Origin of the sequence: Flavipsychrobacter stenotrophus, assembly GCF_002954265.1 — a bacterium.
GTDB lineage: Bacteria > Bacteroidota > Bacteroidia > Chitinophagales > Chitinophagaceae > Flavipsychrobacter > Flavipsychrobacter stenotrophus.
The window spans coordinates 981,489-1,006,163 of sequence record NZ_PPSL01000001.1; the positions used below are offsets into that span (position 1 = coordinate 981,489).

Genomic DNA, 24,675 nt, shown 5'->3' on the forward strand with positions numbered 1-24,675 from the left:
GCGCAAATAACGAGAAAGGGAACAATATCAGGAATAAACATTTCATATTTTGAAAATTATTTAACTGGTTGAACATCTATTATATTTCCACTTTGTGTGCTTGGCCCTCCAGGAACTCCCGCTGGAAGTATGTTTAGAAATTTTGCTGTAGTATAATCATTCAAATGGCCTGCAATTCCTCTACCTGCTGGTTTCCCAAGTAAAGAGGCATCTCCCTTTTCTATTCTCTCCGTTGCGCCAGGATGTGCTTCTGCCATTATGTCTTTCTCAATATCTTTACCTTGATTATGTGCAACATCCATTATTTGATCCGGCGTTAAAATCGTGGATGTTCGAACTGGATTACTCCTTTCTTTAATAAAATGACCAATCAGCGCGGCTTGGAATTCCGGGTAGGAGATTGCGCTGTTAAGATCAGCCATATCAACACTGTTCGTCCAATAGTCATCATAAGGTACAGCGGGCAGTTGTGTTGCACTTACGTTTAATGTTACAGGTTCAATATTGGCCCCCCCATCAATTGTCTCCATTACTATATTTCTCAGATGTGTACTTGTAGGACCACTAGATACATTTACAACAGGTGTTTTTTGAGCCGATGTACTACCATCTACATATTGAATTTCATATGCATAACTAAGAGTGCCATTAACATCTTTAGTAATATTCAAACCCGTTAATATTGATAATAAATTAATAAATTGATCAGCACCTGTTCCGGAAATATACATTTCCTTTCCATCTAAATCAGTAAACTTAATTGGACTATTTCCAGAAAATTGATATGGAGTGAAAAATGGGAATTTTTTACTCAGTGGGTCGACGCTTCCAAATCTTGCTATTCTCGTATCAAGCCCCCTCGCACCATAATCCAAATAATTCCCTACGCCAGCCCACTCGTTATCTTTCATCTTACCGTTAAAGCCATACTTATACTCATTATCACTGCTTATCTGAGAGACAGCCATTGTTGGTATAAATGCAAAGGTATCTAATTGTATGGAAGATATAGATATCTGGCTGTGGGTGCCAAAATTCCTTATGGTGAGGGTAGCGGTGCCCGATAATGGCGCGTAGAAGCTTGTGGTATGGCCACCTACCGTGTTGATGGAGAATGTTGCCAAAGTACTACTTCCCTGTTTTAGCGTTGCCCCCCAGTTGCCCCCGGAGGTAACTGCAGTTACAGTAATAGTAAAGCCAGTATGAAGGCCGCTGCTTACCGGATGAATGATATAGGTGAGCCCACCTCCCGTGCTTGGGTCATTCAAAAGCAGCGGGGAACCTGAACTTGCTGTTACCCCACTTCCAAAGGGGGTTGCTCCGCCATCTGCCCAAGGTATTATTATAGTATGCAGCTGCGGTGCCAGCACTGTCTGCGTAACAGTGGTCGTATGCCCGCTGTTGTCGTCGAAGTAGCGGGAGGGCATCAGCATGCCATAGGGATAGTAGTCATTCATAGACTTGACGGCAGGGCTGTAGTCCAGTATGGCAAGGCTGTCAGTATGGGTAGTATCGCCATTGCTCTGCCTTGCATCGCTTACTGTTGCCAGCACATTGCCCAGGTGGTCGGTCACCTCATACTGCTTTTGCCCGGTAAGATGGGCGGTTACCAGCTTGGTGGTAAGGGTATGTCCGTAAGGTTCCAGCTCATCATGCTTTATCACATCCTGATATTCCAGGCTGTACCATGGCTTGCGCTCCCAGAGCCGAACAGTGTCGTAGATGCCGGTATAGTAGTCCCATCCCTGGCCCAGCTGTAGTGGCCAGTAGCCCTTTGTCCCCAGCCGTGCCGAGCCATACACTTCGTGCCCCGAAAGCGAGAACATACGGGTGTCGGTATTGGCAGATGGTGTTTGCGTGATAACATCGCGGTAGGTGGCGAGTATGTTGCCCTGCGCATCGTGTACATAATAGTCCGTCTTCTTTTCTAATGTGGTGCCATTGTCGGCAGTCACAGTCTTTGACACCCTGTTACCCATGCCATCGTATTTGTAGCTAAGGGTATGCACTCCGTCCACATTGCGGGCACGGGTCACCTTGTTATACAGGTTCCACTCTATGCTGTCCTGCCCAGCCACCAGGTCTTTGGTGGTGTTGCCCGTAGGATCGTACTGGTACATGGCTATGGTGCTGTCGGTACGGTACACTACATCCTGGAAGCCTATATTGGCTGCATTGTCGGTAAGCGATGACAACCTGTTGTCCATGCCGCTAGAGAAGTAGTAGTAATTAAAGCTATCCATCAGCTGCGGCCCAAGCGCAGGCGGCTTGGTAAAGGCATACCTGTTGAGCGTAAGCAGGTTACCATCCGGGTCAAAGGTGTAGTTGTTCCTGTATTCATCGGTAGGCGTTATGGTAGTGGTTGCAGCATCTATAGTTCCATAAGCAGTATTTCGCAGGCGGTTCATCTGGTCATACAGGTAATTGCGGGTATAACGCGGGAACGCGTGGCGCAGGCTGTCATTGGCATGCGCTATGGTCTGCCGGGCTATATTGCCGTTATACAGGTTCTTTATCTGCGGCTCTACACTTGTTATTACCGATCCGTTTATGGCCTTGTAGTCGTCCTTAAAATAGTTGAGCGTAAAGCCCACCGCATCATTGGCATTGATGGTGAGGTCGCCATCGCGGCCCATGTCCAGCGTCTTATTGGTTGTATCGCCATTCACCGCCTTCAGCCACCCCTGTATTGTATAGGCATAGTCAAGCCCCTGCACCCTCAGGTCCCCAAATTCTGCACGGCCCAGCGGACCATGCTGGTAATACATATATTCAGCATCGCGCCGCCATATGTAGCCGTCACTGCTAGTCTCTACCTTGGTAAGGCGGTTATCATCGTCATAGTTATACCGCTGGTAATACTGGTCGGCAAAGCTGCGGTTATAACTGAGCATGTTTACCTTACCGCTTATCAGGTCATAGTCATAGTCTATGCGCTTGTAGCGCTGCCTTACGGCATCCAGCACAGGAAAATCCTGGGTAAGCGTCTTTACGCTGCCTTCTATATCATAGCTGTAGTGGGTGGCATAGGTATAGTTGAGCAGGGCGCTGTCGGCCATATACAGGCTGTCGAAGTATTTCACCACTGCCACCCTTTTGCGCAGGTTAGTCTGCTGTTCCAGCCCTGCAATGGTTTGTAGGTTGGTAGCTTCGGTATCATATACTGTCACTACCACATCACGGCGATCCATGTGCTTATAATAATTGAAAAGACCATCTAAATCATTTGCGTCAAACAGTGCAAACATGTCAGGCCAGTATGTATCTTCTTCACCTGTTTCTATTATCCTGTTTTGTTTGTCGTATATATTATATGTCAGGCGTTGAGTGTCTGAGCTATAGGCAGAAGTTTGCTTATCATTTAAAGAAAAAATAAGTCTTCCAGCTGCGTCATAAAAATGTTCCACATTTCCACCATCTGGTGTATGCTGGTGGACAAGCTGGTTACGGCTATTATAATTATACTCATTGATTTTGTTATGGTAGGCATATACAGACCCGCTGGAATAATCACGGTGTTCCCTGGCAGAGTTAACACTGTTAAGCAGGCTTGTATCAAGTGGCACAACACCTGCCGGCGATACTGTCTTGATCAGGTTGCCCGCCCGGTCATAATAATAAAGCGTGACCCCGAACTGCTGGGTAAGATAGCCATGCAACAATTGCTCTTTAGATGAATCCCGAAGCTGAACCAGTAAAGAGTCGTATAACGCTGCGCGTGCTGAATCCATATAACTCTGGTAGTCGAGTTCGCCGTGCGCCACAGCTCCCCTCAGCAAGATCCGTTCACAATTATTAAAGGTGTCAGGCATTGACAGCCCCGGATGGCTGGTCAGCGGGTTACCCAACAGCACGTCGCGTAGCCGGAGCGATTTTGCGAGTACATAAGTTGTCATACCCCTGGCATGTACAGTGAGCGTGTCCCCTGGTTTTTGCAGGTCAATAGTAAAATGCCTGAGATTGGTATCTGTCATGCCAAAATAAGCACTTGTCAAAAGGTATTGCGGATATGTCCAGACCGGCACCCAAGCAGGCATGGCAATATATGTATTCCATAAAGTGTCGCCCGCGCCAAAATACATATACCAGTAACTATTGTCGGCACAACGTATTGCCAGTAGTGACGAATCCCCATAAATATCCATCACGCTGGTGTCGAAGAACAAATGCCCAACGCCAACAGGGTTATCATTCATTACACCAACTATCGTCTGCTGAAATATATCAATACGCTCGACAGTAGTATCGACCATGTATAAGTTCGTGACCAGGTTGGGGTTAAGAATATTGTTGTAAGTAGAGAGGCGACCGCTGTATGAAGGAATATTTGCATCAAGATATACAGCCTGCAATGCATCCAGAACCTCATAAGGAGGCAATCCCTGGTAGCCATACGCGTAATTAAGATAGTCAATTTTTTCAGGCCTGAAGAAATCTTCATTGATAGCGCTCTGATATGTGTTGTAATAAGCGATTCCTGCGCTAGGGTTGTTATAGATATAGCGCTGCAGTTCGTAAACATCTCTTGATATCTCCCAGGGGAGAGTGGTGCCGGGTATAGATTGAAGAGTATACACATCCTGCGCCAGATAGTGATTACCTACCCATAAACCATATGTGCCACTGCTATTAATAGAAACAGTACCCCCGCTGCCAAACAGCGTTGCCGCAGAAGGAATAACCGTGCCCGGCGGAGCAAAAACATACCCTAATAAACCGCCACTTGTCCCTACTGAAACATCAGTGAGTTTAGTCAGATTAGGCCCGGTGAATGTATCAATAAACAGTTTGTATTTCCATAAAAGGTTAAAGGGGACAATATCAAAATCAACGAAAATAGAAACGCTGCCTGTCCCGTCCTTAAAACGCAACAGGTAGTCAAATGCGTAATTTGTATCAAGGCGGTTGTAACGCACGGTAAAAGTATCCGCATCATCATTATTGGCAAAACTTATCACGGAATATCCCAGGTACAAAGGCATAGCAATACTATCAGCCAATGCGCAACTTTCTATAAAATTCTCATACTGGTGCGTGCCAAATACTTTGCCCAGTTTGCGGTTCATAAAGTTCCGCAACATATCGCCATACAGCGGGTGGCCGGGGCCCCATACGTGGATAGCCAGCATGGAATCGTTGAACTCTTTGTACAAGGAGCGCATCTGTGTGCAGGGCACACATTCGGCAATAACATTGTCACCCGTGTTCAGCGTCTTTACCGTATCGCTCCAACCCAGCATAGAGCATACATTTACAGTAATACCACTCATGGTGTGCTGGTACCAAACAGCATCCGCAACAAAGCTGTATTGCTTTATCAGACCGAGTGCAGGTGCCGATGTAAGCGTATTGATGCAGGATACGTCATACACAGAAATGCTATCCCCCAGGCTGAACACGTTTCCGCAGCCACCTACTCCCCTAAAATATAATTTCACAGTATCGGAAACACCCAGCGTATGGTCTTTATAAACGTAGAGTTTGTACAATGTGTCCGTTATGCTCCAATCTGCAAACATTTCTACATGGTCATGGCCTATTACATTGTATAGTTCCAGTTCCATCTCACTGGCAGCAATGTCAAGCGTATGAGGATATATACTACTTATGTTCCGAAGTGAGTTGAGGACAGCAGTTTTATTAAGAAATCCATTAAATGATCTGTAGAATGAATCAGAACGGCAATTCTGCCCTGAACTGAATGAAGGGCCTGCAAAATCGCAAGCAACGAGATAAGGATTACAGAAGTCGGTAAGGCTGGCGCCGCTCCTTAATATGGCATACCTTATTATCTCGGGCGTAAACCCTCCATACGCTACGGCATGTGCCGAACACATACTGTCGAGCGTGTTCCTAATTATGCTAAGCGTTATGGTGTCATTATTGGCACAGTTTACCAGGTGCGCCATAATGTTATCTACACGGCCAAAGCACAGTACGGAGTCGGCAGCAGCACATATGGCCGTGGCACTGTCATGCATAACCAGCAGGAAAGTATCCATAGCGGTAGTGCCATAGCCCGGCATTGTGGCAAAAGCAGACATGAGCCATGGCGCATGTGCCATCCCGGTCCACGAAGAGTCAAGTAGGATGGGAGGAGTAAGGCCGCTTGATGTCACAGCATTGTTGAAAACAGGAGTCGGCGTAAGAATCATACGAACATCAGCGCAATGTGCACAGCTATCGCCAGCGCCATTAATGACCAGGTCAATAAAGCGCTGCCTGTTGATCATGTACATTCCGACCAGCTGATCGAAATATGCTTTTTTCACGAAATCATTGATAAGCAACCGGTTCTGTATCTCGTAACCGTAAATGTTATTGATACATTCTTTGTTCATGACCGAGTCTCCGCAACTGCAATAAACGGAAGAGTATAAAAATGAATCAAGCCTGATATGTCCGCCGACAAAATAAGCAAGAGAATCGGGCAGATAACCTGCGGAAATCATTAAAGGCACCACCGGATCCTGGCTGATAATGCTATCTAGGTAAAGTAAGTTGTAATGCTCCGCAATATGAAAATCATCAATTGCCAGCAACCTGGCGCCAAAGGTATCTGTAAAGCAGCGCTCCAACTTACAATACTCAGGGTGTAATGGTAATAATGCCTCGGCAATAGGATCCAGAGGGTCGAAAGTAGACGCAATGTAAATCTGCAAAAAGGAATCAGCTGACATTGTGCGCAGGTTAGTGTAAGTGATACCCGCTACAGTGATTGTGTCCGGCAATGAAAAAGAGGTACAAGTATCCTGATAACGATACCTCGGATGGTATTCCAGATGGCCATTATTGCTTACCGTGTCATAGCCCATAATCGTAAATACCGAGTTTCCATTGCCAACCACCAAAGGGCCGGTCCAGTGTGCGCTCATACCGCCGTATTTTTCATACGGATGCAATTCGTACTTCAGCTCTTTTCTCCTGACAGTACAGTAATCATCCGGCGCCTTACATGGAAAATCCATTTCCTTTACTCTCTTTTTTATAAAATAGGGCTCAGAAAGCAAACAAGAAAACGAACTATTGAGTGCCTGGTCAATGACCGATCTAATACTATCCTCCTCTACCGTTAATTCTTTATGCAGGGTATAATCACCTTCATCAAGAGTTGCGCTTATTACATTACCTACATAGGGAGCATATGAGGTAGAAATACCTGAATGGCTGATCACACTGTCGTCAGTAGCCACGGTGTCTCCGCATTGGTTAGTAACATAATAGTTATACTTCGCCCCGATACCAAGGAATAAGCTGTCACACACTTTTAATGGTTTAAAATCATACAGGTATTGAAATGTGACCGTTCCCGTTGTGGCGTTATGGAAAAAATCATTGTATATTTTAGTATGGTCGGTCCATGTTTGCCTTGCCCCACTTAGTACATCTTCATTATAGAAAACGGAATCCGGTGCATCTGCTGGTATAATTGCATGGTCTTCCGGCTTCCATCCCCTTCCGGACATTGCCGACAAGACCTGGTGCCCCTTGTAGTCCTTTACAGACAAGGACATCTGCATATTAGGATCCCTTGTCAGTACCTTATTATAAAAACTATGGAAGCCAATATTAACGCCGAAATACCGGTCTAGCTCCTTCTGCCCTGCACCCACATAATAGTTGGAAATAATGTTGCTGTCGGCTATCTGTAACCTGGGGCCGGCACCGCCCTGTTTTTCCACCCTGTCATTTATTGCAGGGCTGAACTGTGTATGCACCAATGGATAGCCTTCTGCGTCGGGAACAAATTTTTGCACGCCAGCGGTATCACTGTTTAAGCTGGAATAATATACGCTTGCCAGCGCGCCGGTAGCCAGCGGGGATAGCCTGGCATCGACAGGGCATGTATGCATTGCGGTATCAAAATCATCTGCCTTGTATGGCAGCGAGGTAGCCGAGTTCAGGTCGACATCATGAACAAAGCCAAAGGCGTAAGACGAAACAGGGGTAGGCAATATCTTAATGGCTGGCCGCCCCTCAAAATCATAAATATTCTTTGTGACAATCAGCCTGTCAGGGGTACTGTTGAAACGGGTGATGCTTTCCCTGTTCTTCAACAAGCCATCGTAAAAACTGACCACATGCTTATACCTTCCCCCTTCCGCAAAACTGATCGTGTACTGCCAGTTGAGGCTATCGCCCGTGTAAGGCGTACCGATATGGTAGAGGGCATCTGCATTCAGCGAAGCCAGGGTGCCATTATCCGTCGTGGAATACGACCAGTCGCTATATATCGGGTACTTGAATAAAATAGAATCGGGCCTTACCGTGCGCACCCTGTAGATAACATAGCCACTGGGATATGCAAGCGGAATCTTGTATCGGTTGTCATTGAGCCAGACGCGCGTACAGTTGTGGCTAAAATCATAGCTGAGGTCAGAAGAGGAAATAGTTGATCTTGTTTCAGTAGGCACATCAGTACTATAGTCATCTACAAATGTCCATTCCAGTTCATAATTTAGTGGCGTGTATTGTATGACTGAAGTATCAGATGCCGCAAAATTAAAAAAAACAGAAAGGTAATTTTTGTCAGGATGTGGGTCGGGAGTGATCTGCAGCGAAAAAGAATTCCCGTAATAGGGACCGTATGTTGCAGATATCTTGTCATACCTCTGGCTAAGTATAGAACTTTCAATATTATAATTGAAACGCATCGTATCGGTTAATACAGCGGGCGAAGGCGTACCCCCAATCGAAAAGGCATATATACCAGTAAGGATAACAACAGTCTTATAATAGTTGCTGAACTTGGCCAGGTTGATGTCCTGGTAGGCATTCAGTGGATCCATATAGCTGACATTGCTGATCGTCAAAGTATCATTGATGGTATTATACAGCGTTGTATCCGACATCGTATAATAGCCATGCAGCTCATAGGTAAGCTGGTAGGTATAGTCCAGCTGCTGTATCGGATGTTTATTGTCGACCTGGAACTTTAGGAAAGAGTGCAGGCTCTTGAACTTGAGGCTGTCCCCCCATGTGGTAGGCCCTCCTATAAGCTTCGGCCACTCATTACACCAAGTCGTGAGTGTCACAGGTAACCCTGACACAGCCAGGTCCCTCCCGGTAACGATACTCGAGGCCTCCGAGGTCTTATAATTAAATGTCTGCGCTTTTGCAGAGATCCCTGCAAAAGACAAAATAAAAATATTCAGCAAGAACGCTGCTGAACAAAACAGTTTCATATGTCGGGCACCCATAAAAAATATTTATAGTTTTGAACTCAATTTGTAACTATTGTATTTTTTTAATGTCAGCTTACTATTATTCACAACAAAGAAATTATCAATGCCATATTCAACCGAGGCATCAGCATCACTGAAATGCGAACAAGCAATGGTATTGGTTGTTCCCTGTTTATTGCCCGGGGCTGATCCTTGCTCGGGAAAGAATGTCACCATGCTATACCTGAATAGTTTTTTATGCCCTTCATCATAGCCAAGCTGGATGCTCCTGATAGCATAATTGGCAGGAAATGAAAGTTCAATATTTATGGTATCATTACTCTTTTTATAACTTTTCATCAAAGCCCGCTTCATTACAACAGAGTCAAGGAAAACACTTAGGGCATTGTTCTGGAACATTTGTTTTTCCATCTCATGCCTGTACTCTTTGCTCAGATGCTTTTCATTATTTCTAATAGCTATCTCTTTCTCAGTATGGTCTGCCTGATAGCTCCACTTGTCGGTGTAAATAATGGTCTGCAGGTCATTGTCGTTGTACAATTCATGTCTGTTGTTATCTACATACACATGCCCATTCAGTTTTTGCTTGCTGTTATCGGGAAAAATGAAGGATACTGTATAGTCATATTTGATCCGACTGACATCCTTCAATCCCGCTAGTATATTTTTCAATACGTCTTTCCCGTCCTTGCTTTGTGATGATGCAAACAAGGGCAAACAGATAAGTGCCAATAAAAACCTTCTACACAATTGTTGTCTCATATGCTAGTTTGCAGGATTATTGCTCCTTGATTCAGATACCGTCATTACACCTTTTTCCGTCTCTTTTTTTACTCTTACAAGGTTGCCTTCCAGGTCATACTCATACATCTTAGCGAAATTATTTTCATCCAACGTAGCCATTAGTTTTTCATTTATTGGATTGTACACAAAAGACTTTATGTTAGCGTCGGCTGGAAACATTCTCATGTCATCTATATAAAATGCTTCAGGTAACCACAGATCCGCAGATGCAGAACAGATAAATGTGGCTTCTATCTGCTGCCATCCATCAATGATGTTTGTTTTCTTGGTGAATGGGAACGTCCCAAGATCAGTGTAAACTCCGCACGCTGTATTAAACGTAAGTGTATAGTCGGTGGCATTAGCAGGATTAGAAACATCTTTTACCCAGAATGATAAAATGAACTTTTTGTTGGGCGTTACCTGGAAAGGCAGATATTCATTGTTACCGCTGAAAGTGTATACTCCAGGCGGATAATACAAATTATACATGCTCCTTAAGCCTGCATAAGAGGTATTATTTACCGGTACTGTTACCTTGTAGTACCCTGTTCCTGTAGTCGGGACTTCTAAAGAAAATAAGCCTGTATGCGCCGCGCTATTATTTATGCTCAACGCGCTTGGGTTGCTTAACTGGAGCAGGTCATATTGCGTAGAAGTACCCAACGACGTTGTGCCAAATAACGGACGGATAAACGAATGGTTATAGCCCATCAGGTTGTACAACAGGTGCAGCATGCTATAGTCTTCAAACCCTTCGGCAATAACTTCCCCCTGCCTGGCATTGGTGGCTATAGCTACAGGCAGGTCTTCATTGTGACCAAAAACAGCGGTTGAATAGTTGCCAGTAGCATCCCTGTTTTCAATCTCTACCCCAAATGGCGACCACTTGGTAATAGTTCGTACCAGTTTCCAGTTCTGGTCAATAGTAAAGTTGATATCAGGCTGGAAGTAGTTGTAAGGGAACCGTATGCATTCATCATAAAAATTGAGGCTGTACAAGTTGTATCCTTTAAATAGGCCTTCCTCTCCCGGGCCACCATTGCTTCTTCCTTTTGTATATACGTAGTCACTCAACAGTCTGTATATTCCCCTTTGCCCAATTGCATACGGATTAATGCTATCAGCATTAGCCAGGTAGTTATGTGGCATTACGGTATTTGAATCACAATAGGTACTCGCTGTAAGATTGATACGTCCTCCGTTATAGATGTCTAAGGTCCCTGTTCCAAAAGGCAATGTCAGCTGGCTGTAGTTCTCTATTGTATTGATAAGCATATTCCTGTTGCCTGAACGGACAACCTTAAAATGAACGTCCTTTAGCACATTGCCGGTATCCCATCCTGCCGTATTCAGTGGAAATCTCGGCAACACAGAACCTACACAAGCCTCTTTGTGAGAAGGACTGCAATCCAGGCAATAGACGGTACCCATAAACCAGGTGGTAGTGCGGTAACTTGTATGAGAAGCACTATCTGTAAAGTCAAAGAGCAACTCATCTCCAACTCTTAAACCGGAATCAGAAAAATAGAATTTCCCAATGTGGTTGCTGTCAATCTTTACACGGGCTATGTCCGCTTCATACTTGATGTTTTCATATGCAGGAGCCATACCTGAATATGCCCAATAAGCTGGAACGTTCGTTGTAAATTCCCGTTCCCCATACTCGTTGTCGACCGAGGTGATGACTACCTGGCCCGTTTCGGGGTCGTACACTTCATTTCGCTGTGTCACGCTGGCACCTTCATTAAACGTCTCAACGCTTTCTAAAATGCCATATTGCTGTACCACTTTCGTTACCGTTGCTGACCTAAACAGATTACGGTAGCGCGCATACCATGGATAAGCAAACAGGATCGGGATGATCGCTGTTGCATAGCCTGACACATTGAGGTTGATATTAAAACTAATATTGGTGGTCCGTTCGTGTTTTTCCCTCGTATCTATGGTGACATCGGCATCCACACCCAACTGACGGTTTACAAATTCTAACTGGTTAGTGACTTTATTAAAAATGAGACAGGACACATTATTCTCCAATCTGTCAATCGCCGAATGCTTATAGTTATAGACCTGCGAGCTGATCAATTGCAGTTCTCCAGTCTTTGGTTTTCGAATGTGATGCTCTATAGATTTTGGCTTACCATGCATATCATTCATAACAAGTGTAAACCCTTGTTCTGCTTTTACTGTGGTCTCCTGCTTAACGATGAGGTATAGCCGTTCGGTGGAAGGCACAAGCTTAGATGCCTTGCTATATATCGGGAAATCTTTGGCCGTATAGTAGCGGTATATATCCAATCCCTGGGACGACTTGCCGACATCAGAATGTATGCTCGAAACAGTAACCTTGCTATACCCGACGCTTCCCATTGGAAATAACGACTCCCCTAGTGGAAGTTCCTGGAATAAGTCGACAGGGTCCATGGGCGGCCAATGGCGGCCTTCAGCCCCATGGTAGGGCACCGGCTGCCGTAATGGGTTTTCGTCCCCGCCTATCAATGGTTCATAACTGGCAACACCACTGCTGACATCACTGTTATCTTCAATTTTATAGCTATATTTTTTACCGTAAGTAGCATCCTGCTCATTTCCTCCGCTTAGTTTACTCCAGGAATCATAAAAGAGCAGGGACTTTACTCTTTGCCCGCCCCCTTTTTTATGTAGGCCGGGACTTTTCAACCGGATAAACGAAAGATTGAGCGAGGCAGCCTGCGCCGCCCTTTTTCTCAAAAAAGGAATTATAGGGTTCTGAACAAGACTGGCCAATTCTGCAAAATTCCCGAACATGTGACCAATGGCATGAAGCATATCCCAATCGGGCTCCGATCCCGGGTACATTACTTGTGGGATATTATATCTCCCGGTATTTATCGCAGTATAAGTCACAGGGTTCAACCGTACTTCGGATCCTCCTTCTGGATCCACAGGTTCTAGCAATATATATCCATGAATGCCATCGCTACAGAAGCCTGAGCTATCTACTCTGGTATACCCCTTTACCTGCTCATATCCATCTTTGTCTGCGCGTAGCTTTACTCTGAAATTGTAGTAAAGCAGGTTCGTATCAATAAAGTAGTTCCGTATTCCCAGCGATGGTATTTCATCAGCTATTCTCCTTTTAAAATAGAGGAAAAGATTAGGTGATTTTTTATTGCGGTATAGTTGGTCAGAGCCATCGAATTCCCAGCTATTCCCGATACCGTCAATAAGAAACATCTCATTTGCTTCTTTGTCCTGGACATAGGCATAGTCGTCAGCTTCGTAATTGGCTTCTATAACACCACCGGAAGGAAGGCCAATGCGGGTGAGTGACCATGCCGACGCATATAAATTGTTAGCAGTATCATTTTGGTCAACAAACGGGTATTCATAGTTGCGAGCATGATTTTGCGGCTTGTAGTTTCCCCATCTATCCTTATTGGGAAAATCATAGCCTGGATTATACCCATATGCGAACTGGTAGGGACTAATCATGCTTTTTTGGGATTTCCCATACCTGAAATATATTTTATTCAGCGTGAGCTTTCCACCACTTCCATTTAAAGTATTCTCGATCCCTTGGCATAGCGTGTCGGAATACACGAAAAATACTGTTTTAATAGGAATCGCATTTGTAGCATTGATAAAGCGGTCATGTTTATTAAATAGCTTTATTGAATCTAGCTTATACGAGGGCGCATGGGCTGAAGCACTATCATATGGATGTATTCCATATGGCGTCGTAGAAGTAATCGCATCAGAACTGCCACATGCATCATTGCGGACAGAAGTATAAAATTCCGCAACAAAGTTTCTTGTTTCAATGGAATGTAAGAGCCACTCTTCTCTTGAGCCAATTATGTAGCTGGCCTTGTCATCATTTTTATCCATCCGGTAGCCTGGATTGTACTGCGCGGCACCACTAAAATAGGGTGCGCGCCAGCGATAATCTTTTTCTTTGAGCGAGTAATTCAGCTTTGTATAAGAACCAAGATCGTCGTCAGATATCCCGTTGCCGGAAACATCAACATAATCAGTTGACAGTACGGACGTCAATAAAAAGCTATGTGCATAAGATGGCGTAATACTACCATTATAAAAATGATCATTACCCTTAGAATTATTTACCCCATCATCGGTTCCGCTGAAAGCTATCAACCCATCTGGCGAATCGCCAGAACCATTCACACTAAATGTGGCTTGCTTTTGAATATTATTCATCGCAGGGAAGCCGTAGACATACCTGCGCCCATCTTTCTGTAATTGCACTATCTCGGAAAGCTGGTCCTTCTTTCTTCCCAATTTGCCCGTGCCAATTCTGTGTATGGTTTCTTTTGTCGGCTCTGGTCCTGAATTAAAGCCATCGGTGGAGGTATAATTGATAATGTCAGGATTGCTACCTACTCCGGTTATAGATGCCTCCTCCGCAGTAAAATAATAAACAAGGTTACCCCTGGCGTCGCGCTTACTGGTTGAGTTGATTTTTTCAGCCGGAAAATGGGTTATCCCGCTATTGGGTTCCATAAGGTCAAAACCATTTATCTGCCTGGTGTAATCAGGATCAACAAGAGCCAGTTCCCCACCTTCTCTTAGATAAACATTTTCATAAATACTTCCGGACTTTCTTTGTGCAAATTCCCTGTAATAATCCCCCCAAGGGCCTGAAGTAATCCTTGTCTTAGAATTTGTATAATCACCCCCAATTTCAAACCATTCCGGAAGCCCCGCTTCCAGACCGAAGGAATTAGATTCATTGTCACTACGCGCATAAGCATCATAAACACAGCCATAATCATTCCTGAATGGGCGGAACATCCCCCCGGTTCCCTGGCCGCTAACGCTGTATATATCATAAGTCATATTGGCCATCGGCAGGTACTTCATTGTCTCGTTGAACATCCCATCTTTGTCCCTTGTAAAATCCAGTATTGATGAGTACTGTCCCGGATGCTGTGTCTGGGCGTTTTGCATGTAGAGGTAGCCATAGCTCTGCCTGGAACCATCGGTAGCATAACTCACAACAGACTGCATCGCGTTCCCGGTTAAATATCCTAGGTTCCATCCATATTCGAGCCCCATTTTAACCCTACCCATAATGGAATACATTGTTGCAATATTGGTTTGGACCGGAACATAATTTTGAAGCCCGATCGGGATGCTTCCTGAAATAGGTATGGAATTTGTATTGCCTTTCCCTCCGTGATGATTCTTCTCAGCGGGAGGGTGTTTGGGGCCATTATTTGTCGATGTAGCACTGATGGACAAATTGATATTGCTGAGACCCGTCCGCGACGAGTATCCCTGGTTGACACCAATACCCATACCCGCGTCGTGCTGCAGAACTTTTTCGGTGAAGGGGCGTTGAGCGCCAACGCTATAATCTACGTCGGCACCGGACTGAGACCCCACACCAATATTTACCCCTACTGAAATAAATTTCTTGAATGTGTGACTGACCCCCAGATTTATATCCGCGCTCGCCCCCCTGTAATTATTTGCCGAGAAGGTTAATCCGAGGTCTATTGTAGCTATCGACGGATTAGGATCGCCCTTCCCAAAAAGTTCGAGTCCAGCACCTATACCAATCCTCATAGTAGTGTCGCTCCTGATATGCATTTGCTTGGAAATAGTATCACCATTAAAATCATCTGGCATTCCCCTAACTGTTCTGTTTATCTCCCCTGGATTTATGTTCCAACCAAGGCCTACCCAGCTGGCTTCTTGCTCCATGTTCACGCCACCGTGGTAGGCAATGTTTATGGGATACCCTTCAACATCCAGCAGGGGGATATTATAAACGAAGTCTCCACTGAACATATCTACCATATCGGTAGTGCCAATAGGTTCAAATGACAGCACCTCCGGTTGTGTAGGACCCGTAGTCAATGCAAACGTAGTCGCAGGCTGAATCAGCTCGGTGCCCAAAATCAACAAGAGCATCCATGCGGTGCATTTTATGGTCTTCTTATATTTTTTCATAGACAGCTTTAATCGATCAGGTTAGGAATATTGTTCAGGTCGTCTTTTTTTATCTTTACTTTAATAATGCCATTTTTAAAAATCTGATCACTGAATGACAATTGCATGTCTTCTTTAGGAGCATCTTCTTTGCCAGGCAACGTAAATCCCACTAACATTGTTTCTTCAGGGGTTAGGTTATAGTTGTTCTCAAACTCATACGCGATTGGATATAACGTGTCTGTCTGGTTGTATAAAAGTTTGATATCCTTTGCTGCGCCATTCAGAAAATAATTTAACCTCTTGTCATATTCATCCCGGGATTCCAGATTGTACCGAAGTGGAGAAACGCTATTGTCAGCTCTTTTTATTTTTATTGCAAAACAGGCTGTTCCTTTTAATTCTTGCTTTCTCTTTTCTCTTCCTTTATCATCATTTTCCTGCAACAGAATGTATTCAATCGGCCTGTACTGTATAGTGTATTCCCAGCCATCAATAGCTACAGTCTTTTTAAGGCCGTTCTTCTCTTCCTTGATAAAGCCCACATATTCGTGGCCTTTCAAAGACTTTTTACAGCCAATGAAAAACAGGATAACCAACAGTGAGCCATATAGACTAATTACCTTCTTCATACTTTTTGTTTACATATTTTATTGCTTCTGAAGTAAGGTCGTAATAATCGTCATTGAACAATACTGACCCCATACCATTTGCCCCGATTATCAGGTGAAGCCCCTTTGATTTGCCATATGCATCAATGGCGCTGTTCAGCCGCTTCCATACCTGCTCGTTTATTTCTTTATTGCTTTGTTTATATTCATTTTCAACATAGCTGCGTACGTAGCTATAGGCATAGGACATCTTCTTTATCCCGTCGTCATTTTTAACAGCTTTAGCCATGTTAAGCAGGTTCTCTACGCTATCCATTTGCTTGCCTAGCATCTGTAGCTTGACCTTAGCCTTATCTTCCAGTTCTTTCTTCATATTGTATTGGTCGAATAACCTTACCGCGTCCACTACGCCTATCTTTTTGTTGTCATTCTTCAACATTAAGTAAACACCTGTGCCTGTTAGGGCACTCATCAAAAAAGAGATTATGAAAATTTTAGCCATGCCCAGGATCGTTTTGTTTTATCGTGTAAAATCAGGATTTATATATTCAAAGGGTATTGCAAAATGCTCACCTGATTTCGTTGCCACCAGCAGCCTGTATTGGTGCTGGTGTTTTAAATTGCCTTTCTCCATTAAGTCAAGCGTGTAGCGGTTGTCACCATACTGCGCAGGAAGCTTGTTGGGCTTGATTGTATGCTCTTTTCCTTTTTCATCTACCAGTTTTAGAATCAACGTATCCCTTCTGCCTTTATCCAGGTCATATTTCAGTTTTATTTCGCCAGTTGCATATAACTGAGCAGCACCGTTTTCTTTTCTTATATCAATGTATGACCTGCTTACCGGTGGTCCAGTGATTGGGCTTTCATCTACTATGGTAAACTGCCATGTTTCTGCGCCACCTAGTAGTATGCCTTTGTAATAAGCGTCTACTGTCCATGCATAGGGTTGGTTCTTAACCAATGGCCTGGCATAAATGGGGTAGACTTTGCTGTTCTGCATCAGGTTCTTTTCGTCATACACGGGTTGGTTGCGCATCACTGCGTTAACAGGATTCTGCCCCTGCTTTATTTCCGCAACCCTAAGCCGGTATGTCAGCTCATTCGAAAAGGAGTAGTTAGCTACCCACGACAACATAGGCGTGTACTCATGTATTTTTGCCTTGTTTTCGGGCTCTAATAAGTTGATCAGGAACACTTCGTCGGACTTGTGATAAAGGCACTCGTCAAATGGATGCTCTGACACTTCTCCATGCGCCGAAATTGGCGCAACTGACACACAGTATTCATACGTTCCTTCGGGCAGGGTTTTATAATTGAAGAACAACTCTTTCAGCGCAGATGACGAAAACTGCCACTGTGGATGCGCCTGTCCGGCATCAATGGTGTTCATCCCGGTGTGGAGATCGTATTTAAATGAATAACTAAAATTCTGAGGAGAATTCCGGAACCTGACAGTACCCGTTATCTGCACTTTACCTACGTTTGTCCCTAAAGCCTGCAATCTGAAATTCAGTATGTTTTCGGGCGTTAGATTGATGCCATCTACAGGAGACAGATCAACGACCAGGTTCTGCTGTGCACTAGCGCATACTGTAAACAGCAGGCAACACAGCAATAACAGGAGATTGTTCCCCAATGAATTGATTGTTCGTTTCATAGTCCGTTCATTTAAAATTGTTTCCTTTCTTTTTTGCCTTGAATCTGTACGCTACTTCCATATTGCCGCTATATAGCTGTTTCCATTGTTCTACTTCGTTCAGCTTGTAGTCGCTGTACCTTAAATTCATTCTTGCTGTTATCGGGCTCTTTTTAAACGAGCACATTACCCCAACAGACAAACCATACTTGCACATCCCGAATTTTGCATGTCCTATATCCTGGCTACCTGTTATGCTATATTGCTTGCTTATAGTATAGCTTTCCGTAAAGCTGAGAAAACTCATACGGTCAGGCGCCGTGACAATTGCAGTTGTGGTATTGCCCCCTGTCTGGCTCGTATAACCAGCTATGGCTGCAACCGACACCTGCTTTTTCGTATACATGCACATCAGCTGCATCAGTGTATTGCCATATGCTGTCGTATCGAGCACGGTAATGCATTTGTTGTACAAAAGATTGAAACGCCATATCCGCCCGTTTTCTTTTAACTGGTAGCTGGCCTTGCTGGTCCATACAGCGCCCAATAGAGGCCGCTGGGGAATATTGAGCGTATCGGAATAAGACCTGAACGTTGCAAACGGCTTATAGGAAATAGATACAGTGGGGTATCTCTTCGAATGCGTCTTAATGTCAAATCCCCATTTAGTGTTTGAAGCCGTCCCAGAAAAGCTGCTTTGGAGCAGATAGTTATATTCGATCCCAACACTTACAAATGAATGGAACAGGTCGGTTTTCCCTGCAAGTTTATATTGCTCTGTCCCGGTTCGGGACAAGGGCAATGTGCTGTTCTCAAATTGTTTGCCTGTCTTGTCGTAAGACCCGAGGAGGCTCACCGAAGTGTTGGGTATATTGCCATCACTGCTGATATGCCAGGCCATATTATCTTTTCCATAGGTGGTACTGCTACGACCTTCAACAGGCATATATTTTTTAATGCTCATCGCTCCCTCTGCCTCAATGGTAACGTATTTCGATGCAGTGCCGCCATAATTAACAGACAGTATATGCACCGGATTGGAAAACGTAGGTGTCGCGATATTTACATTCTTGAAAAAGCCATCGCCTGCGAATGCTGTCTTATCGATGGTATACCCGTAATAGATAAAACCTATTTTCTGTGTTTCTAAAAAATTGAAAATTGCCCTGCCCGAATAGCAGGTGTATTTGTCGGGTGTACCGTCGCGGCCTACATATTCTGTCTTGCCGACTGTTCCTCCAACTTCACAAAAACCTAAGTCATATCCAAGGTCCAGTCCCTTCATCATCTGGCCCGACATGGTGTATTTCGAGGAATATTTAGAGAACATACCGGCATCTACATTCGTCAGGCCGGAAACAAATTTTTTCGCTGCTCCATCAGGCAATATATCACTGCTTTTTTTGACGAGCTGCTTGTAGGATGCCGGGCTGTTGTAATCCTGCGTGCGTATCTTGCTGTATGCCACGGCCGAATCGAAATAGTTATTATTCTTGTTCTGCTCCAACAATGCCTTGTACTTTTCTATTTTCTTATCCAGCGCTTCCAGTTCCTTATATTTCTTCTCCAGCTGCTCCTTCTTCTTTAGTGCTTTAGCTTTCTTTTCCGAAGCATCATCTGCCAGTTTTCCAGCCTTGTTGTTTGAATCAACGGTGCTGATCGCTTGCTGCTTTAATGCTGCCGTATCAACAATGTCGCCGGCTCCTATTGTTGTAAGGCTTTTGCCATCTTCGAGGCTGCTCTCTTTCTTCAGTTCATTGGTCAGCTTTGTTTTTTGACCCTCCATTGAACTGATCATCTTCTGGTACACCTGCTGCATCCCCACGCCTTTTGATTTCGTTTCAGCGTACTTCTGGTTATAGGCACCAATGAATTGCTGCAATTCATCCTTAACCTTGCTCACGTCATAGTGAACCCTGAAGTAGCTGGACTTTACAGAACGGCGGGCATCCTGCGAAGTGTACATTCCCTCCAATTCAAATGGCAAGCCGGATATCGGAATTTCGACCATGCCCCTTACCTCAAAGTAGTTATTATCTATCCCTGAGCCAGGATCTGGGTTACTGGCAACGTTAGTTGTCATTGCAGTCTCACCCTCAATTTCTTTGTTGTCGTCTTTCTGTTTCTTGAATGCCTTGAACTGGGAAAATAGCGATGGTGAATTGAGTTCGTTACCTGCCAACTTGTTCATGTTTGTGGCCGCTGCTATATCTTGCTGCCCAAGCAACTGGTTTGATAGGGGCTTCTTATCACTTACTTCATACCTTCCTGCGAACCAATTTTCATAATAAAAATCTATGTACGCTTTTCCTCGTTTTTCATATTGCACATGCGTAAGCCCCCTGTTCGCTGACACATCTTTTAGCTTCTTTTTGGCATTGCGTATTGCATTCCCTGAGCCATATGCCTTGACCTTTTCTGCCCGCTTTTTCAGGCTGGCAAACGGGCCTGACGCAGGCGTCAGCTTTTTATTCACATCGGATCGGAGGCCAGAGCCTGCACCTAATATGCTATCCGCTTCCTGGAGGAAAACAGCAGTGTATTCTTTATGGGTGACTGCATCTGTTATTGTTACTGTTGTCCTGTATAAACCCGGTGCTATTCCTCCGGTTCTCTTCAGTATCTCAAGATATGGGACTGAAAAGGTTGCATTGGTGTCATCGTCTTCATATTTCACTTTGAATTTGGATAGCCCACTGTGTACTTGTACTTTCTGATTCTTTATAGTTAGTACAACTATGCTGTCATTGCCACTGTTATACTTTACACTACGAAGCTGTAGCATACCCTTAAATGAAAAATCGGAAGAGATGTAGACTAACTGGTGTAATGTGCGCGCTTTGCTGAGAGAGGGGTAATCGGTATGTATTTTCAGAGAATGTTGCTGCTGACCTATACCTGCGGCAGGGTGCAATACAATTGCAATCAAGGCAATAAGGTATAGCTTCAGGTAGGTCATTGGTGGGGTATTATTTTCTAGTGTATCTCTTTGTCTTACATGCTTATATCATAATAGTTAACGATGGGATAAATGTATAGCGCATTTATTTGCCATACAATAGCAACAATATTTTTTTGTTTTAGAAAAAATTACTATTATATTAAAAACAGCGAGCCGCCCGTTTCGGGTGGCTCGCTTCCGGCAATGCATATCCTTAGTTCAATGTTGGTCCTCCGTGCTTTGCGAAATCAGTACACAAGTTGAATGCAGACTGCGTCCGTATCAATCCTGTACCATACATAATGGACTTGAACTTGGCTTCATCATCTTTGTAGTTCCGTACGTTCTGAAAGTACCCCGTTATCGCATTATATGCCCCAAACAATGTACCTCTTGTAGTGTCTGTCTGCTGCGTTGGGCTACTTAAGCCGTATTCATAGGCATTGTTGCAGATGTTAATGAAGCAACTGGACAATTCATCCTCATTCCCTTCTACTACGTTTTTCAGCACCTCCTTGTTCGGAACCAATGCAAGCTGTATTAGCTTCTTTACTTCGGCATCAGTTATATTTACCTTTACCCATTGGTTGAATATATCCTCTAACTGGTTGGATAGCCTGTTGGATATGCCCATGACCTTATGCGCCTCTTTCAGCCTGTCCTGTGCGCTCTGCGTGTGCCGGATCTTTATCATATTGCTGCAATCTTTGAGTGCTATGCTCAATGTGTTGGCACAAACCACACGTATCGGTGTGAAGGCTGCGGTGATACTGCCATAGCCATCATGGGAAGTAGTAAGGAACAAATATTTTTCAATCAGATCATCTTTTCCGACCTTAATATAGTCCGGTAGTTTGGCAGTAATAAATATGCGCTCACCCTTGCCAAGTGCGCCTGCGGTCTCATACATGATACCATCACCGCCTACTATTTCATCAAAGAAAGCAAACGCATCTGCATTCTGTACAACCTTATAATCAGCACCCAGCTTGTCGCCTAATACAGCATTCGTATCAGGCGGTACGTGTAGAAAGAATTGTTTGAAGTGATTACTTCGCCATTGTCGAGCAAGTGAATGTTAGGGCGTTTCAGTACCTCGAAATCAAGCCCTGCGAATTGTAATGCTTCCCTGCTTGTCGGATAGTTTTCTACTATCTGACCTAATTTGTGCCATGCCTTTTCTTTAACTGAAAAGAAGCTGTGTTTTTGTGTCTGGTCATTGAAATTGATGTTGTGTGACATATCATTGATGTTATTTGGTTACAAAATGGATGTAGTTAGAATGGCAGGTCGTCATCCGGCTTCTGCTGATTGTCTGACCCTGCTGTTACGCTTGCAGGTATGGTATTCTTTGCTGCACCGATAAGCTTAATGTGGTCGCAATGGAATGTGAGCTGGGCGTGGTATTCGCCATCATTGGTCTTATAGGCATTCAAGCCAATGCACCCGCCAACTGTGGCGATACTTCCTTTCTTTAGGATCGTAGCTATCTTGGTACTTACCCAATAGCTACAGCTGATGAATGTTGCATCGTCTTTTACCTCTCCCGCTTTAGTTTTGTAACGGTTGTTGAGGGCTATGGTGAATGCTACGAGTTCCCTATTGTCCTTTGTCTTTCTGACCTGTGCATCTGCGGTCAGCCTGCCTGTGATTTCCATACGTTTTTGGTTTTAATTGTTTGAGAAAATGGTTACGAATTGGAGAAGAGTACGAACTGGCCTTCTGCGCGTTTGGTGAGCGGTCTGTCGTGGTTCAGTTTCCTTGTGAGGTATTGGACGGTAATGTCTTCGTTTGTGAGTATCGCCCAGGCAGCCACGAGGGCTGCGGAGCGTGTCTTGCGCTTGGTGCGCTGTATCTGCCATGAGATACGCATGAGGCGGGATAGCCGTGTGATGTTCTGTTCCATATGCTGTGCTGTTTTTGTGCGTCTGACAAAGCCTGTTTTGGCTTAAAAAGCCTTATTGACCGGTGATAAGCAACAGTAAGAGCGGACGGAGATGGCAAGGCAAGGTTGGAGCAAAAAAAATACGACCCCAAAAGAGATCGTAGTCAAAAGTTGTACGGGTGTGGAGATTATTTTTGCTCACCTATGGCCAGCAAAATGCAATGGAGCGCAGACCTTGCCGGCAGTGAACGGACGAGCATATCTTTGCTGTGGCACTGGCCAAAAAGAAATTCGAGAATTATATACTTTAGGCGAACATAAATTCTACACTGTAGTATCTACGGTATAGCGTATCTATAGATAAATTAAGTTTTAGAAATGTCATTAATAGCCTAATTATTGAGGTCATTGCAATTTTTCCTGCTAATCAATTCCGTAAGTATAGGCCTTTAAGTGGTTTAAATTGCTACCTATTTTTAGTTCAATCTGACCAATTTCTGCTAAAAATCTTTCATAATTTAGCTTCTCAATATTTGAAATCGGGGTTTCGAATTTCTCCAGTTGCGAAGACAATTCACCTAGGTATACATCAGTTCTGTCTAAAGATTTTATCTTAATATCTTCCGTAATAGTATTAAGATGATGATGAAAGTTTAACAGAAAATTTGTCTCAATATTTTTATAACCGTCACTAGACCTAGCAACTATACTGGCAATTTGCTTATTTCGTAATTTCTTATTAGAAGTAAATAATTCTTCAATAGCGCTAAAAAAAGAAACAATTACAATCCCAACGCCGTAAAAAACATTTTCCATTACGCCTCTGTAAGGAGACGTGTTATTTTCGAAATATTGCAGTAATTGAGTGGCCGTAATTTGCCCTTCTTGTAAAGACATTTTACTATTCGAAACATCTATTTTAAGACCAATTTGCTTAAGCTTTTCATTGACCCATTGATTAATTTCCATTTGCAATTTTGATATCTCCTGTTGCTGATATGTGTAAATTTCAGAAATTGTTTTTTGGGCATTATTTTCAAGCCAGGTTGCTATATTTTTATTTTCCGGCAGCTTGTTACCGATTGGGGTTTCCCTTAAGGAATTCTCTAAATATTTAATAATGTTATTAAAAGAGTTTTGGACATGTTGATCTGCAGCTTGATATATTTTGTTTCTGTGGGCGTATACAATCTCAATGAAGCTGTCTAATTCCTTTTTTACATATTGTATTTCAGTTTCTGTCTGCAGCCTTTTTTCGGCATTCAGCACTCTTGCATTTAGTATATTTCTAAATTTTTCAAATAGCTGTAAACTTTTACTACAACTATCAATAAGCCGATGTAAACCAGTTTTATTTTGACTTAATAAATAAGTCCAAACAACATTTTCCAGTTCCCCTACTGTATCGGCTGTTGCGTTATTACTAATTCTATTGTCAAAAGATTTTTCTGAACTTATATATGCTGGTTCTGTAGGTAGATATTTTACTACATCGTATTTTTTCAATGTGTTCAATATATATTCTTTTAACTGACTAAGTTGCAGCTCACTTAAAGCATCAATCTTATTAAAAGCCAAAAAGACCCGCTCCATTCTGCCGCCAAGAAAATTCAAGTCCTCAATGATTGATTTCGTTATAGAAAAATCCCCGTATGCAAAAGGAGCTGCACTAATTACGTAGATTATTGCATTTA

At 43.7% G+C, this 24,675-nt stretch carries 12 protein-coding genes; all 12 read right to left on the reverse strand.

What is annotated here, in order from left to right:
• Positions 1-56 precede the first annotated feature (56 nt).
• Positions 57-9,185 carry an RHS repeat protein gene (locus CJD36_RS04445; protein WP_105037883.1) on the reverse strand — a complete coding sequence of 3,043 codons (9,129 nt, stop codon included), beginning with the start codon at positions 9,183-9,185 and terminating at the stop codon, positions 57-59.
• Positions 9,186-9,209: 24 nt separating this feature from the next.
• Positions 9,210-9,947 (reverse strand): hypothetical protein, encoded by a 738-nt coding sequence (locus tag CJD36_RS04450; protein WP_145959403.1) that lies wholly within the window; start codon positions 9,945-9,947, stop codon positions 9,210-9,212.
• A 3-nt stretch (positions 9,948-9,950) separates the two neighbouring features.
• Entirely contained in the window at positions 9,951-15,929 is a 5,979-nt protein-coding gene (locus CJD36_RS04455; RefSeq protein WP_105037885.1) for a hypothetical protein, read from the reverse strand.
• 8 nt (positions 15,930-15,937) lie between these two features.
• Positions 15,938-16,540 (reverse strand): hypothetical protein, encoded by a 603-nt coding sequence (locus tag CJD36_RS04460; RefSeq protein WP_105037886.1) that lies wholly within the window; start codon positions 16,538-16,540, stop codon positions 15,938-15,940.
• A complete protein-coding gene (locus tag CJD36_RS04465) occupies positions 16,524-17,021 on the reverse strand; it encodes an OmpH family outer membrane protein (protein WP_105037887.1) in 498 nt (165 codons plus the stop codon). Before CJD36_RS04465 ends, CJD36_RS04460 begins: the two co-directional genes overlap by 17 nt.
• Before the next feature lie 18 nt (positions 17,022-17,039).
• Positions 17,040-18,176, reverse strand: coding sequence for a hypothetical protein (locus CJD36_RS04470; protein WP_105037888.1), 1,137 nt, complete (start codon positions 18,174-18,176; stop codon positions 17,040-17,042).
• A 7-nt stretch (positions 18,177-18,183) separates the two neighbouring features.
• Positions 18,184-21,114, reverse strand: coding sequence for a hypothetical protein (locus CJD36_RS04475; RefSeq protein WP_105037889.1), 2,931 nt, complete (start codon positions 21,112-21,114; stop codon positions 18,184-18,186).
• 196 nt (positions 21,115-21,310) lie between these two features.
• Complete coding sequence (locus tag CJD36_RS04480; protein ID WP_240609303.1) at positions 21,311-22,084, reverse strand: DUF932 domain-containing protein; 774 nt, start codon at positions 22,082-22,084, stop codon at positions 21,311-21,313.
• A gap of 8 nt (positions 22,085-22,092) precedes the next feature.
• Positions 22,093-22,338: a hypothetical protein gene (locus CJD36_RS23640; RefSeq protein ID WP_240609290.1), complete on the reverse strand. Its 246-nt coding sequence runs from the start codon at positions 22,336-22,338 to the stop codon at positions 22,093-22,095.
• A gap of 35 nt (positions 22,339-22,373) precedes the next feature.
• Positions 22,374-22,754, reverse strand: a complete 381-nt coding sequence (locus tag CJD36_RS04485) for a single-stranded DNA-binding protein (protein WP_105037890.1) — start codon at positions 22,752-22,754, stop codon at positions 22,374-22,376.
• 32 nt (positions 22,755-22,786) lie between these two features.
• Positions 22,787-22,969 carry a hypothetical protein gene (locus CJD36_RS04490; protein WP_133162489.1) on the reverse strand — a complete coding sequence of 61 codons (183 nt, stop codon included), beginning with the start codon at positions 22,967-22,969 and terminating at the stop codon, positions 22,787-22,789.
• 435 nt (positions 22,970-23,404) lie between these two features.
• A complete protein-coding gene (locus CJD36_RS04500) occupies positions 23,405-24,595 on the reverse strand; it encodes a hypothetical protein (protein ID WP_133162490.1) in 1,191 nt (396 codons plus the stop codon).
• Positions 24,596-24,675 lie beyond the last annotated feature (80 nt).